At 54.4% G+C, this 15,430-nt stretch carries 12 protein-coding genes; 2 read left to right on the plus strand and 10 right to left on the minus strand.

Going from position 1 to position 15,430, the window contains the following annotated elements; genetic code table 11:
* Positions 1-21: 21 nt before the first annotated feature.
* From HMPREF3164_RS04390 to HMPREF3164_RS04435, 10 genes are all read right to left on the minus strand, one after another.
* On the minus strand, positions 22-1,695 hold the full coding sequence (locus HMPREF3164_RS04390) for an ATP-binding cassette domain-containing protein (protein ID WP_048751179.1): 1,674 nt from the start codon (positions 1,693-1,695) through the stop codon (positions 22-24).
* 221 nt (positions 1,696-1,916) lie between these two features.
* The gene (gatB, locus tag HMPREF3164_RS04395) at positions 1,917-3,422 is read right to left on the minus strand and encodes an Asp-tRNA(Asn)/Glu-tRNA(Gln) amidotransferase subunit GatB (protein ID WP_070449156.1); all 1,506 of its coding nucleotides are present in this window, start codon (positions 3,420-3,422) and stop codon (positions 1,917-1,919) included.
* Positions 3,422-5,017, minus strand: coding sequence for an Asp-tRNA(Asn)/Glu-tRNA(Gln) amidotransferase subunit GatA (gene gatA, locus HMPREF3164_RS04400; RefSeq protein ID WP_070449158.1), 1,596 nt, complete (start codon positions 5,015-5,017; stop codon positions 3,422-3,424). The genes gatB and gatA overlap by 1 nt, the downstream gene beginning before the upstream one ends.
* Positions 5,018-5,026: 9 nt before the next feature.
* Positions 5,027-5,323, minus strand: coding sequence for an Asp-tRNA(Asn)/Glu-tRNA(Gln) amidotransferase subunit GatC (gene gatC, locus HMPREF3164_RS04405; protein WP_004006192.1), 297 nt, complete (start codon positions 5,321-5,323; stop codon positions 5,027-5,029).
* Positions 5,324-5,586: 263 nt separating this feature from the next.
* Positions 5,587-6,282 carry a transglycosylase family protein gene (locus tag HMPREF3164_RS04410; protein WP_180950159.1) on the minus strand — a complete coding sequence of 232 codons (696 nt, stop codon included), beginning with the start codon at positions 6,280-6,282 and terminating at the stop codon, positions 5,587-5,589.
* A gap of 809 nt (positions 6,283-7,091) precedes the next feature.
* Positions 7,092-9,242, minus strand: coding sequence for an NAD-dependent DNA ligase LigA (ligA, locus tag HMPREF3164_RS04415; RefSeq protein ID WP_246822608.1), 2,151 nt, complete (start codon positions 9,240-9,242; stop codon positions 7,092-7,094).
* 129 nt (positions 9,243-9,371) lie between these two features.
* Positions 9,372-10,292: a PP2C family protein-serine/threonine phosphatase gene (locus HMPREF3164_RS04420; RefSeq protein WP_070449164.1), complete on the minus strand. Its 921-nt coding sequence runs from the start codon at positions 10,290-10,292 to the stop codon at positions 9,372-9,374.
* Positions 10,277-11,446 carry an adenylate/guanylate cyclase domain-containing protein gene (locus tag HMPREF3164_RS04425; protein WP_048751560.1) on the minus strand — a complete coding sequence of 390 codons (1,170 nt, stop codon included), beginning with the start codon at positions 11,444-11,446 and terminating at the stop codon, positions 10,277-10,279. The genes HMPREF3164_RS04420 and HMPREF3164_RS04425 overlap by 16 nt, the downstream gene beginning before the upstream one ends.
* 165 nt (positions 11,447-11,611) lie before the next feature.
* A complete protein-coding gene (locus tag HMPREF3164_RS04430) occupies positions 11,612-12,103 on the minus strand; it encodes a PH domain-containing protein (protein WP_070449166.1) in 492 nt (163 codons plus the stop codon).
* A gap of 2 nt (positions 12,104-12,105) precedes the next feature.
* Positions 12,106-13,092 carry a biotin--[acetyl-CoA-carboxylase] ligase gene (locus HMPREF3164_RS04435; protein WP_168160751.1) on the minus strand — a complete coding sequence of 329 codons (987 nt, stop codon included), beginning with the start codon at positions 13,090-13,092 and terminating at the stop codon, positions 12,106-12,108.
* Positions 13,093-13,250: 158 nt separating this feature from the next.
* Between HMPREF3164_RS04435 and HMPREF3164_RS04440 the strand changes: the two genes are divergently transcribed.
* A complete protein-coding gene (locus HMPREF3164_RS04440) occupies positions 13,251-13,535 on the plus strand; it encodes a YciI family protein (RefSeq protein ID WP_070449170.1) in 285 nt (94 codons plus the stop codon).
* Positions 13,536-13,795: 260 nt separating this feature from the next.
* A complete protein-coding gene (locus tag HMPREF3164_RS04445; RefSeq protein WP_070449172.1) occupies positions 13,796-15,394 on the plus strand; it encodes an acyl-CoA carboxylase subunit beta in 1,599 nt (532 codons plus the stop codon).
* The last annotated feature ends 36 nt before the right edge of the window (positions 15,395-15,430 follow it).

Raw genomic sequence — 15,430 nt, forward strand, 5'->3', positions numbered from 1 at the left:
AAGAGCCTTTTTAGCAGGTTGTCAGGGATGCCCCACAAGCCCGCGTTCTAGGGCGGCCGCGTGCACATCATCCCAGGTTCCGGAGGCTACAAGCTCGCCATCTTCCATGACAAGCACCTCATCGACCGCCGCCAAAATCTCGGGAACCGTACGGTGCGTAATGTAAACGAACCCTTTCATGCTCTCGAAAAGAGCACGCTCAACCCGTCCCGCCGTAGCGTGGTCCAACCCAGTAGTAAGCTCATCCACAATGTAGAAAGAGCGTTCGTGCAGGAGCATACGTGCGAGTAAGATACGCTGTTTCTCCCCGCCGGAAAGCGACCTCAAATCGTCGCTCAGCATATAATCAAGACCCTTCGCGGAAACCCACTCGCCCAGACCTGCGCGCTCACAAGCCCTGAGAATCTGCACATCCGACACCGACGGATCGTACAGGCGAATATTTTCGCGCAGGCTATCGTGCAGCAGATGGCTGTCCTGCGCAAGCAGACCCAAGGAAGCGTGCATATCCTGTTCGGCAATCTCACGCAGATCGCGCACTTGCGCCGATTCGTGCACCTCAATAGTTCCGCTGTATTCGGGGTGATTTCCAAAAAGAGGTTTGAAAAGCGTAGATTTGCCCGAGCCGGATGCGCCAATCACCAGATACTTTTTACCCGTCTCAAACATGAAACTCACACCATACCCCGCCGACTTTTCGCCCAACGGCTTGACGTCACGATAGGTAAATGCGTCCAGTGTGAGAGGCTCGCCCGGTCGGTCATCTTCCGCAGCGGGTACTTCCGCGTCGATCTTGTGAATAATCTCACGACCTGCATAATACTGGGTCAGCAAACCTGTAGACATAAACAGCGGCATACAGATCATACCGGTCAACTGGGCAAAAGCGACCACCTCGCCCACGCTCGATAGCCCTGAGAGCACCAACGCCCCACCAGCAAGCCACGTTCCCAAATACAGAAGTTTCGTGAACATACTATTGACGGCGTCTACACGCTCCTGCGTGCGCTGATAGCTCCGCGCCGCCACGTACCATTCACTCAATTCTTCAGAAAAGCGTTTAGCCACGAATGAGTATGCGCCCAGGATCTTCCACCCCAAAGCGCTGCGGAGCGCATCACCGCTGACCTCGTTCAACGCGTCGGTCTGAGAGGCATAAGTTTTTGTCACGGCGCCAATACGTTTTCGAGTCAGCACCGGCATCAACCCCACCGGCAGGCTCAGCGCAAGAACAGCGCACGCCATGAACGGGTTCAGAATAAAAGCAGCGACAATGGCGAGAATAAGCTGCGTGGCAAGGTACCCGCCCCAGAAAATAACGTCAACATAGTTGGTTTTAATGTTTTCAAGCTGACTCGTGAACTGCGAAAAATAATATTCGGAGCTCCTGCCCGTCAACCGCGCTACGGGAGAAAGCCCGATGCGGCGGAACAGTTCTGCACGCAGATTATTCTGAATCTGCACCCCAGCGAGAGCGGCACGATACTGGCGTGCGTAACGAAAAAATGTATCGACGATAAGGTATACGGGCACGGCAAGAAACATCAGGAGAAAAAGCTTACGATCGTCCGTGATAACGGCATCGGAAAGGTACTTAATGAGCACACTTTCAAGCACCGAACTTACAGCAAGCACAAAAGTAAGCACGATAAGCATTAGGAGGGTCCCCGAGCTGAGACTTCGTATAATCTTCATGCTTTCCTATCCAGTCTACTATGCTGCATATCACTACTTTACCGTATGAGGGTGAATATGCCGCGTGTCTGCTGCGGGCTTATCCCTTACTCATCGCGCTGCTGCACTCTATTCAGCATAAAAAGGCTCTTTATCCGAATAAAGCGATAAAAAATACGCTTTATTCGGATAAAGAGCCTTTTTAGCACCCAGTTATAGCATTTATCAGGGTGCTTAGGTAATTAGCCTTCCACACCGCAGGCCTGCAGAATAAGCTCACGCACGCGAGCCGCATCCGCCTGACCTCGGGTAGCCTTCATGACTTGGCCAACGATTGCGCCCGCTGCCTGAACCTTACCGGCACGAATCTTATCGGCAACATCCGGCATGGCCGCCAGAGCCTCCTCAACGGCGGCGGTGAGCGCACCATCGTCAGAGACCACAGCAAGACCGCGAGCCTCAACGATCTCGGCAGGCTTACCTTCGCCAGCAAGCACATACTCCAGAACCTTACGGGCGATCTTATCGTTGATCTTACCCTCGCCGATCAGCGTTTCAAGCTCCACCACCGTTGCGGGTTCAACTCCCAAATCGGTTAGTTCAACTTCCGCCTGCTTAGCTTTGCGGGCGATCTCGCCCATCCACCACTTGCGGGCAGCGGATGAGCTAGCCCCAGCGGCAATAGTCTGCTCAATAACGTCAAGAGCGCCAGCGTTGACCACGTCACGGAACTCTTCATCTGAGTATCCCCACTCCGCCTTCAACCGGCGGCGACGTTCCGCAGGAGGCTCGGGCAGGCTTGCACGCAGCTCTTCAACCCACGCCGTCTCGGGTACCACGGGCACCAGGTCGGGTTCCGGGAAGTAGCGATAATCGTCGGCATCAGACTTGGGACGCCCTGATGAAGTCTCACGGGTATCCTCATGCCAGTGGCGGGTTTCCTGCTGAATTTTCTCGCCACGCTCCAAAATAGCAGCGTGACGGCGAATCTCATAGCGTACCGCACGTTCCACCGAGCGCAGGGAGTTAACGTTTTTCGTCTCCGAACGAGTACCGAATTTCTCGCTCCCCTTGGGCATGAGCGACACGTTTGCGTCACATCGCACGTTACCGCGCTCCATGCGAGCATCCGAGATACCCAAGCCTTTGACAATCTCACGAATCGCCGCAACATAGGCGCGTGCCAGTTCGGGCGCACGCTCGCCAGCGCCCACAATCGGGCGGGTCACAATCTCGATTAGCGGAACACCGGCGCGGTTATAGTCCACCAGCGAGAATGCAGCGCCCTGGATGCGCCCGTCGGCACCGCCCACATGGGTGAGCTTACCGGCGTCTTCCTCCATATGTGCGCGCTCAATCTCGACGGTAAAGACGGTTCCGTCTTCGAGTTCCACATCCAGCTTGCCATTCTCAGCGATAGGACCGTGATGCTGCGAGGTCTGGAAGTTCTTCGGGGAGTCCGGGTAGAAGTAGTTTTTACGCGCAAAATACGAGATAGGTGCGATATCGCATCCCAGGGCAAGACCCAACTTAATAGCTGATTCAACTGCCACCTTGTTCACCACGGGAAGCACACCGGGCAGCCCAAGCGAGACCGGGGTGATATTGGTGTTCGGTTCATCCCCGAAAACGTTCGGAGCGGCATCGAACATTTTGGTGTTTGTATTGAGCTCTACATGCACCTCAAAACCAAGCACCGGATCATATTTCTCGATGGCTTCTTCGAAGCTGAGGACTTCTTCACTCATTACTTGGTACCCCCAAAGTCAAAGTCGCTAATCAGATTTTCGGTGTTGGGAATGCGGGTGTAGAACGGCGCACCCCAGGTATCGTTCAGAAGCGTTTCCAAACCGGCACCCACTCGGTACAGGCGTGCGTCCTCGCGTGCGGGGGCGGTGAACTGTATGCCCACTGGCAATCCGTCTTCGTCAGCAACGCCTGCCGGGAGCGAAATCGCGGGAACCCCTGCAAGGTTTACCGGCACAGTTGCCACATCGCCCAAGTACATCGCCATGGGGTCACCTTTAGTTTTCTCACCCAGTTTGAAGGCGGTCGTTGGCGAAGTTGGAGAAACCAGCACATCGCATTTCTCGAAAGCCGCGGTGTAATCGCGTTGAATGAGGGTGCGCACGCGCAATGCCGCACCGTAGTGGGCATCGTAGTTACCCGCTGAAAGTGCATAGGTACCCAAAATGATGCGGCGCTTAGTCTCGTCGCCAAAACCAGCTTCGCGGGTAGCTGCCATAACGCGCTCGATGGTCACGGGGCCGTCTTCGGGTATAACGCGCAAACCGTACCGCACGCCGTCGTATTTTGCCAGGTTTGAAGATACCTCGGAGGACATAATCATGTAGTAGGCGCTAATCGCTTCCTTCACTGAAGGAAGGGAAACTTCTACAACCTCAGCCCCGGCCTTCTCCAGCAGCTTTAGGGCGTCGTGGAAACGGTCAAGAACGCCCTGTTGGAAGCCACTGCCGGAACCGCCACCGAGTTCTTTAATAACGCCGATGCGCATCCCTTTGAGGGATTCAGGGTTGGCACCTTCAAGAGCCTGAGCCGCAAAAGGACCGACTGGTTCATTCAAAGAGGTAGAATCCATGGGGTCGTGACCGGCGATAGCTTCGTGAAGCATCGCGGTATCAAGCACGGTACGAGCGCAGGGACCTACTTGGTCAAGCGAAGATGCCATAGCAATTACGCCGTAGCGGGATACCGAACCGTAGGTCGGTTTTACGCCTACAGAACCGGTGAGGGAGGCAGGCTGGCGAATAGATCCACCTGTATCGGTACCAAGGGCTAAGGGAGCCTGGAAAGCCGCAACAGCGCTGGCAGATCCGCCGCCAGAGCCGCCGGGGGCACGATCAAGCGCCCAGGGGTTACGAACTACGCCGAATGCCGAGTGCTCGTTCGAGGAACCCATCGCAAACTCGTCGAGGTTAGTCTTCCCCAAGATTGGCATGCGTGCTGCACGCACCTTGCGAGTTACGGTACCGTCATAGGGGCTCATCCATCCTTCAAGCATGCGCGATCCGGCGGTGGTGGGTTGTCCCTTTGTGACGATCAAGTCTTTAACAGCGATGGGTACACCAGCGAGCGCGGGCAGCTCTTGACCTGCCGCACGGTCAGCATCAACAGCCTGCGCGGTCTCCAGGGCTTCCTCACGGTTGATGTGCAGGAAAGCGTTCAGACCACTTTTACCGTCAGCGCGGTTCTCGCTGAGTGGGGTGCCGTCGGTTGCTTCAATGCGATCTATATGCGCCCGGGTAAGCTCAACGGCAGAAATCTCACCGGCTGCAAGTTTTTGAGCGGCTTCAGCCGCAGTGAGCACAATAAGTTCGTTCACGTCTTCCCCTTAGTCTTCGTCGAGAATTGCGGGCACGCGGAATTTGCCATCCTGCGCATCGGGGGCACCTGAAAGTGCCTCTTCCTGGGTGAGGGTCTGCCCCACAACATCTTCACGCAAGACGTTCTGAAGCGAAATCGGATGGCTGGTCGGGGGTATGTCTGGGGTGACGGTTTCAGACAGATGCTCCATCGAGCTGACAATAATATCGAGCTCTGCCGCCATAGCATTGAGCTCGTCCTCGGTCATCTCGATGCGTGCCAGTTCGGCAAGGTGCTTAACCTGCTCGGTGGTGATGGCAGACATGATTCTCCGTTAGGTATACTTTCAATTCTCTATCTAGTGTACCCGCCGGCTCACAGGTATGCTGACGTATTGGTGATCTAGCGAGAGAGTTTTTAGATTTACAGGGACTCCAAACCTATAAGCCTGCACAGAATAGATTTTCGCTCTGGCATTCATAAAAGTCTGGAGTGTAAAAGGGCAGTATCGTGCCTAGACGCATATGAGCCCCACCTTCCCAAAGGAAGGTGGGGCTCATATGTCTACGTTAAGGTGAACTCCCTAAATTATGCGGGGATGTTCAGAACCTGACCGGGGAAGATCAGGTCAACGTTGTAGACAACGTCGGTGTTAGCAGCTGCGATTGCCTGGTAACCACCAGCAACGCCGAGCTGAGCAGCGATACCGGAGAGGGTATCACCGGACTGCACGGTGTAGGTGCCAGCAGCGGTTGCTGCAGGTGCCTGAGCTGCAGGTGCTGCTTCCTGAGCAGGTGCTGCGGGAGCTTCCTGAGCAGGAGCCTGAGTCGTAGGTGCGGGAGCAGCAGGTGCTGCTTCCTGAACGGGCTCGGAGTAGGACTGCTGAGCCTGTGCCTGAGGTGCTACCTCCTGCTGAGCTGCACCGGGATCGGTGTAGGAGGGGGTTGCGTTACCGGACAGACCGAGCTTCGAGGAGCATGCGGGCCATGCGCCCCAGCCCTGCTGTGCAAGCAGACGCTCTGCTGCCTCAATCTGCTGTTCACGGGAAGCATTCATGGGGGAACCGGACATGCCGACACCGTTCCAGGACTGCTGGGTGAACTGCAGACCACCGTAGAAACCGTTGCCAGTGTTGGTTGCCCAGTTACCACCGGACTCACACTGTGCCAGAGCATCCCAGGTGGATGCCGGTGCTGCGTTTGCAGCAGGCGCGGCAGCGGCTGCAGCTGCACCACCAATAGCGAGAGCAGCAACAGTACGGCGGATTGCGGAAGTGTTCTTCATAATGCTCCAAATAAGGCCATCCACGCTCACTCCGTCCCCGGAGCTTCATAGCGTTACCGCTCACCCGTTTTAACAAATTGATTACTTGTCGAGGCTCTACCATGTGAGCGGCTATCCACGTGATTCGCACTTCCGCCATAGTCGCGTATTGCGGGGTAGACGGCAGAGGCGCATCCTCACGTGGGGACGTGCGGTAGAACCGGGCATCGTTTTGGGGTTTCCGGTCCCAAAACTAAATTTCTGATTGATTCCAAATAAAGGAATCGTTCTGCAGATAAAGATAGCTGAGAAAACTCAAGATTCCAACCTCTTCTATGCTCTCAGCAAGCGTTCTGAGTTCTCACAGGGAACTCCCAGGTAAATTAACTCAGGGTAGGCTAAGTTCAAACTTTTAAAACCTCGATTCCTACTCATCCATTGCCATACCAAGGAAGCATACAAGAACGAATCTTCTATATTCTGTTTCTGGGGGTGGGCTTTATCATTTCGTAATAGTGACCCTCCACCCATTTAAAAATTTTTTAAAAAATTTTTCGCTTGCGGCGTGTTTTAAGGGTTCATGACGACATGAGTCCAAACCACTTAACAGCTCTGCGGCGCGATGGCGCGCCTTAGCATATATGCACGGTCTTTGGGAGATTATGTGCTTATGTCACCCCATATAGAGCTATTTTTGGGCGTTAACAACTCTATTACCGGGTTTCAGGCCCTTCATCGCAGTACATCATGCAGCTGCGCTACCCCACACCAAATACCAGCTACAGCGTAACCTTTCGCCGTTATTTGGTAGATAACTCGGAGTAAGAGTCCTACTCCCCCGGTGCTAGCGCATCGGGCCCGTGGGCCAAAAGTTCCGTAAACCCGTCTTCATCAAGAACCGGAATTCCCAGGGCCTCGGCCTTATCGAGTTTTGACCCCGCAGAGGCTCCGGCAACCACAAAATGGGTCTTCTTAGACACAGACCCGGAGGCGCGCCCGCCCCGCACGATAATCGCTTCCTTCGCGCTGTCACGGCTATAGTTCACAAGGGTTCCGGTCACAACCACGGTCACGCCTTCGAGCGTGCGTTCTATTGACTCGTCACGCTCATCTTCCATACGCACACCGGCGGCCGCCCAACGGGCAAGAACTTCGCGATGCCAATCCGTTGCAAACCATTCGATAATCGAATCGGCGATAACGCCGCCCACACCATCAACAGCCGCTAACCTATCCCGGTCAGCCTGGGCGATCGCATCCATAGAACCAAATTCGGTGGCAAGGGCTCGCGCCGCAGTTGGCCCCACATGGCGAATCGATAAGGCCACAAGCACGCGCCAGAGAGGCTGCGATTTTGCTTTCTCAAGCTCTACGAAGAGATTTTGTGTGTTCTTCGTAGGAACAGGGTCTGGCTTTGCTTTCGTGGGCTTCGTATAGAAGTACGGAACAAGCTCAAACTTGCCGGTACCCACCCCCTTGACCTTCTTCTCGCGGCGAATTTTCACATCGCGTAGATCTTCGGCGGTGAGATCGAAGAGGAACGCCTCACTCGTGAGCGGAGGCTGCTCAGGCTCGGCGGGAGCTGTCAACGCCTTAGCCGCCTCAAAGCCGAGTGCTTCAATATCGAAAGCACCCCGCGACGCGGCGTAGTAGATGCGCTCGGTCAGCTGCGCCGGGCAGGAACGGTAATTGGGGCAGCGCATATCGACGTCGCCCTCTTTACCGGGAGCCAACGTCGTACCGCAGGAAGGGCACTCGGTGGGCATAACGAACTCGCGTTCATGACCGTTACGAAGAGCAACCACAGGCCCCACGATCTCGGGAATCACGTCGCCAGCCTTACGAAGAACCACTGTGTCTCCGATAAGCACACCCTTAGCCTTCACCACATCCTGATTATGTAAGGTTGCGCGTTCAACGGTAGAGCCCGAGACAAGCACGGGTTCCATCACACCATAGGGAGTCACGCGGCCGGTACGCCCAACATCCACGCGAATATCAAGAAGCTTGGTATTAACCTCTTCGGGCGGGTATTTATACGCTACAGCCCAGCGCGGCACTCGCGATGTATACCCCAGTTGAGTCTGCGCTACAAAGTCATTGACCTTGATGACAATGCCGTCGATCTCGTGCACCAAAGAATGGCGCTTTTCACCGTACTCGGCAATATACCGAAGAATATCATCGACTGAAGTAAAAAGTTTGCTGTATGGACTGGTGGGAAGCCCCCAAGCGGCCAATTGCTCGTAGGTTTGGTACTGGGAGTTTACGTCTAGCCCGGTCCGCGAGCCCACGCCGTGAACATACATGCTCAGAGGGCGTTCAGCGGTCACGGCAGGGTCTTTCTGACGCAGGGATCCAGCCGCAGCGTTTCGGGGGTTAGCAAACGGGTTCTTCCCCTCAGACACCATTTTTTCGTTAAGTTTCTTGAAATCTGCCGATGAAATGAAAACCTCGCCGCGTACTTCAAGCTCCGCCGGATGGTTCTCCCCCGCTAATTTCTGCGGGATCGAGGCTATAGTGCGCACATTATGGGTTACATCCTCACCCGTAGTGCCATCACCACGAGTAGCCGCACGCACCAACACACCGTTACGATACAGCAGATTGACCGCAAGACCATCAATCTTCAGCTCCGTAAGCCACTGCGGTGCGGTGCCGGTGAGAAGACGGGTATTTTCCTCGGCCTTTGTTAGCCATGTCCGAAGCTCCTCAAGAGAAAAAACATCCTCAAGGGAGTACATGCGTACCAGATGGGTTACCGGCGAAAAAGCCTCGCTGACTTCTCCACCTACCTCTTGGGTAGGCGAATCGTTAGCAATCAACGCGGGATATTGTGCCTCAATCTGCTCAAGCCTGCGGTAGAGCCTATCGTATTCGGCATCCGAGAGAGTCGGGGCATCTTCCTGATAGTAGTCATGCCGGGCGGCGCGAATAGTATCGGTCAGCTCAGCATATTCGGCGCGAATAGTATCGGTCAGCTCAGCGCTCGAATCTAGCGCCTTGAGGGCACGGTCAAGGGATGCGGGAGTTTCAGCAAGATTTTCAGTCACCCCACTAGTCTAACCGTTCACTTTCCCCGATGCGCCGGTTAATGTCACAGGGAAAGACTAGTCTTGCGCTTCTATGGCGTCAGCAACAATCACGGTAATATTATCGCGACCGCCCGAGCGCAGCGCCTCATGCTGTAGCACATCGGCGGCATCTTGCGGGTGACGTATAGAAGTAAGAACACGCGCCATATATTCATGGGAAAGCTCGCCAGAAAGACCGTCCGAGCAGAGCATCAGACGGTCACCCGCTCGTGCGGGAAGCACCCAAAAATCGGGTTCCCAAAAATTACCTGTACCTAGTGCACGGGTAATCACATTTCTGCGCGGGTGCGTTAGGGCTTCAAGCTGAGTAATCTGCCCTTCATCCACCAGATATTGAACCTCAGAGTGATCAGTAGTGACCTGCTCAAGAGATACATTGCCCTCGTTGCCCGGCAGGCGTTCCATTTCAGCGTGGTGAATACCATCGTCTTCACGCATCAACCGGTATGTACGAGAATCGCCAATATTAAAGACAACCCACAGGTACTGCTGACCTATATTGGTAAGCCACGCGCCGGTTACGGTGGTACCGCCTGAACGCGAAAGCGCATCTTTAATACTGTCGTTCGTTTCACCCAAAATCTCACGTGTGCGATCAAGGGCACACACAATTTCATGGTTCAGTTCATTTGTTAAACGACGATGGCGCTGCTTTGAATTTTTATCTTGGTAGTCCTGTTTAATCTTTTCGACACGCTGACGGTAGTTTTCTTGTTCTTCTTCGCTCATACCGCCGGGTCGAGTAAAAAAATGCGAATACGCCAGCTGACGTACACACAACCGCGATGCGACCTCTCCCGCTTCGTGACCACCCATACCGTCGGCCACCACGCATAGAGACCCCGCTACAGCCATCGAGTCCTCGTTGTTGTCACGATGAGCCCCACGATGAGTCGCACCACCGGTGCGCAGGGTCAGGTTCAAGGGAGTTGCCATGATGTATCGTTCTCCGTTATGTAACTAGCGCCGGGCGTAACCGCCACAGGGTCTACATTACCAAAGCTACGCACGTTGCGTGTGCCTTGGTACGTCAGAGTAAAGCGGTCGCCATACTCTTTGAGCGTTTCGGCGGTCTCGCTGTCGGTCAGCACAGAACCGGGTTCCGCGAGAGATACCAGCCGTGAAGCAAGGTTTACGCTCGAACCATAAACATCTCCACGATTCGCCAGGACCTCGCCCCAAATAAATGCTACACGCACTTCTGGCAGTTCAGGGTCTTTTCCGATTTGCTCCGCCAGTTTCAGACTGATCTCGGCGATAGCCTCGGGAGCCTCCGTGAGGAAGAAAACTTCATCGCCTAGAGTCTTAATGATGCGCCCGCCACTCGGAGCAATAATATCGAGACAGCTTTGCTCAAAACGGTTGATAAGACGCGCTAATTCGGGGGCACTCAGGTTACGAACCAGGGAGGTATACGACACCAAATCAACGAAACCTACACCCCGCACGAGGGGAAGCTGAGCTGGCTCCGACCCCAGCTTTTTATTCTCGCGCAGAGCGAGACGAAGAACACCCGTATACATTTGACGACGATAAGCGTAGAGCGCGAGTTCTTCGAGAACCGGCATGAGATCTGCAAGACGGAAAAGAAGCTGACGGCGTGCCTGCGCATCGTCTACACCATCACGATCCATAATGTCGTGCACCAGCGTTTCAATCTGCCACGCCACAATGCGATCGGTCAGCTGCCCTACGGACCGTGTCAAAGAGACAATGCTCTCTTCCGCAACAAGATTCGTTCGGTTGAGATTCTCCAGGTCTTCGAGCATATTGACGTCGAGTTCCGTGAAATGGGGATCGGCAGCGTGAATATCAGGAAAACCCATATTGCGCCAGATCCGACGAGCATCTTCAAGGCTCATCTGCGCGGCAGCAGCGGCTTCTCGAGGTTTATACCGGCGACCCTCTCCCAGCAGGGCGCGTTCAAGCACGCGCACGCCTTCTTTTGAGGTTTCGTCACGGTAAATATTGTTTTGCGCTAGGTTCTGCAGAATACGCAGATTCAACATCTGGGTTTCGGGGCCCAACGTTCGGGGATTCTTATACGGGGTAGCCTCAACGCTATCGCCAGATAGGCTCTCATGAGTCATAGGCGTTGAGTTCTCCTTCCTTGTCCCCTGGATATATGCAGCACACTGTATTCGGGTGCAGTATTTCACATTAAGAATACCTGTGTGCTCTTCCGGGCAGACATAAAAAGTATGCTTGCCCACATTATTCTACCCTTACCAGGCAAAAATCTCGCCCGCTAGACCCTAAACATAACTAACACGTAACGGATAGTAGTCCTGCCAGGCATGCTCGACAATATTCCGGAACCGTTCGGGGTTTGGAAGGTGCATAAGCTGGTGCCGAAATCCTCCTGCATAATCAACATGGAAAGATCCGTACCCCATCCAAGCGCCCAGGCTACTCTGCGAAACCCAACGATTTCCCATGCCGTCAAGCAGCAAGGATATGTCAGCCTTACGGCGCATCAGGCCCTTAATAATCATGATGCGATGCGTGGTGATAGCGTACCGTGTGACAGACCAGCGCCATATCTTACGAAGAGCCACCAGAGCGGTAACCACAGCTACCACACTGCCCGCCCAGAAGAGCAGCCCCGATGATCGTGCGGTCGAGGCAAAACTTGCTGAGGTAAAGGCCACCAGCAGGTAGACAAAGGCTCCCACAAGAGCGCCGGGATGAGCCCTCGTTAGGACAATGGTCTGTTCGCCGGGGTAGAGTTTGCCACGCAGTTTCATGCTTATGCCTTTGCAGAAGTATTAGGGGTTATCTCAGACGGTGTTGGCGTTGGAGAATCTTCCTGTCTGAGGGCAGGGTAAAAATTACCGTAGCTTCCATCCGCCGGACGCAAATGTTCAATGTCTCCTACGGAATAGGCCTGCACGGCACCGGTTGTATCACGGATTAGGATGCGCCCTTGAGCATCAAGATCGGTTGCGGCCCCGGTGACGATGCGTCCATCAGGAAGGTGCACCGATACCTCGGCTCCCAGTGTCACCGTGGCGGCACGTGCCTGATCAAGCAGAGACTGTCCGCACAACAAAGTTTTTTGGGGGTCTCCCCCAACACTTACAAACTCACGATAGCGACGGGCAAAAATGGTCAGCATACGGTTCAAAACCACATGGTTATCAACGGGTTCACCGCGTTGGATAAGAGCGCTCGTGGCGGTCGGTACAGGCACCTGGTCTTCACGCATATTCAGGTTCTGCCCAATCCCCACGACAATGCTCAGGCGCTCTTTCCTCCCCGGCGCTTGAGCCGGTTCGCTCAGAAGCAGGGCGAGAATACCGCATGCCTTACGACCTTGAATGACCAGATCATTGGGCCATTTCAAGGCGGCATCAAGCCCCAGCTCACGCCAGACATCAAGCACGCTCAGCCCGGCAAGCATAGTCAGCCAATGGTAGCTTGTGGGTGGCAGTTGTTGCCCAATACCGGCATGAGGGCGCACCACAATGCTGGTGGCTAAGCAAGTACCTGCAGGAGCTGTCCACGAGCGGTCCATACGTCCTTTTCCGGCGGTCATATAAAGGGTGGTAAAAACCGATAATTCCCCCAATTCGGTACGATCGCACGGTTTCCCGCGTGTAAGGCGCTGAACAATTTCGGTGTTCGTCGTATCGACAACATCGTAGACCCGCACGAAGCTGTACCCCGCCTCACGTGCTTCGGGGAGAATACGGGACGGATCAAGGATTGCAGGCCTCTGGTCTGGTAGCAACATATGTACCATCATAGTGGCTCGGAGCCTTGTACAGTCTGTGCTTCGTGATGCTGAGCTCTCGTACGGGTGTGAGATAGTAGAGTAACTGGGGTCTACGCCCTGCGCGTACCCTCGGAGACAGATAACCACCGGTAAATACCACAGGAAAGGAACCAGCCATGGCATACTATGTCATTTCTTACGTCTATGGAGACCCAGCCCTTCAGGATGCACATCGTCCGGCGCACCGTGAATACCTCTCTACACGCGTTCAGGAAGGTACGATCGTAGTTTCCGGTCCGCTTCTGAAAGACTCGGTGTCCGTAGGTGCTCTCCTGATCGCTCAAGTTGACTCTTTTGATGCCGCCGAGACCATCGTCAAGAACGACCCCATGAAAATTGGCGGTGCCGTCGAGTCCTACACTATCGGCGAATGGAACCCGGCTCTGGGCAGCATCCGCTAGTTTTACCCCTCAGCACCGTTTTCGACCCGCCGCTTTGTGCCCTCACCAGGCAACGAACCGGCGGGTTTATCCCGATGGAGCATAGGAATCTGAGGCAACACATATGACGAAAATACGCGGGTACCTGGCACCATGACCGCCCCGCACACTATAGTTGATAGGGTAGCTTTTCTAGCCTGAGAAAACCTACTATCCGTATCGACACCGCACGTCATAAACACCCTCTACCCATGATGCGTGCCGCACGAATCGAGGAATACATGTCTGAGAACACTCAGGAATACGACTTGAGTACAACCGCCGGTAAACTCGCCGATTTTTATGCTCGTCGCGAGCAGACCCTTGCCCCCGGCGGGCAGGCCGCTGTAGATAAACAGCATGCACGCGGTAAGAATACGGCACGCGAGCGCATCGATATGATTCTCGATGAGGGTTCTTTTGTAGAGTTTGATGCCTTAGCTCGCCACCGTACCACGGCTTTCGGTATGGATAAGAAAAAACCACTCGGTGACGGCTTAGTCTCAGGCTACGGCACCATTGATGGGCGTCTTGTCGCTATCTATTCTCAAGATTTTACGGTGTACGGGGGTTCGCTCTCGCAGGTGAACGGCGAGAAGATCGTGAAGGTGCAGAAGTTTGCCCTCAAGAATGGCTGCCCAGTGATCGGCATTAACGATGGCGGCGGGGCTCGCATCCAGGAGGGGGTGGCCTCTCTGGCGCTGTTTGCCGATATTTTCCGGATGAATGTGCGTTCTTCGGGCGTTATTCCACAGATTTCAATTATTATGGGTCCCTGCGCAGGTGGTGCTGCATACTCCCCCGCGCTCACTGATTTTATTGTGATGGTCGATAAAACCTCACATATGTTTATCACGGGTCCGGACGTTATTAAGGCGGTCACCGGTGAGCAGGTTGACATGGAAACCTTGGGCGGCGCCCGTCAGCATAATGCAATGACCGGCACGAGTGCCTACCTTGCCGAAGATGAAGAAGACGCTTTCGATTTCGTGCGGGAGCTTTTGGAATTCTTGCCCTCCAATAACCTGTCAGAGTCGCTGCCGTTGGATCATGATCAGGAGTTTGAGGTCGTGGTGGATGATCTGGATCTTGATACTCTCATCCCCGATTCTGCGAATCAGCCTTATGATATGCGCGATGTGATCGAGTCCGTGGTTGATGATGGGCATTTCTTCGAGCTTCAGGCGTTATTCGCCCCGAATGTCATGATTGGTTATGCCCGTGTGGAGGGTCGCACAGTGGGTATTGTGGCAAATCAACCTACACAGTTTGCGGGATGTCTCGATATTGCCGCCGCTGAGAAGGCTGCGCGTTTTGTGCGTAATTGCGATGCTTTCAATATTCCGATTTTGACGTTTGTGGACGTTCCCGGATTCTTGCCGGGTACGGATCAGGAGTTCAACGGTATTATTCGCCGCGGTGCTAAACTGCTCTACGCCTATGCGGAGGCGACTGTACCGCTCATTACGATCATTACCCGCAAGGCTTTTGGTGGCGCATATATTGCGATGGGGTCAAAAACCCTGGGAGCCGATATTAATATGGCGTGGCCTACCGCCCAGGTGGGTGTGCTTAATGGTCAGGGTGCGGTCAATATTCTTTATCGTCGTGATCTTGCCGCAGCTGCGGAGGCTGGCGAAGATATTGAGGAACGCCGTTCTGAGCTGATTGAGCAGTATGAGGAAGAGATTCTGAACCCGTACCAGGCCGCCGAGTTGGGGTATGTGGATGAGGTTATCGCCCCGCATGAGACCCGTGTGCGTATTATCTCTTCTCTTCGCGCGCTGCATGATAAACGTGCCGCTATGCCTGCGAAGAAGCATGGGAATATTCCACTGTAGTTCTTGACCGCCCTTAGTTCACGTTGTGATGCAGTA

The organism is Rothia sp. HMSC08A08 (genome assembly GCF_001808385.1).
In the GTDB taxonomy this organism is placed as follows: domain Bacteria; phylum Actinomycetota; class Actinomycetes; order Actinomycetales; family Micrococcaceae; genus Rothia; species Rothia dentocariosa.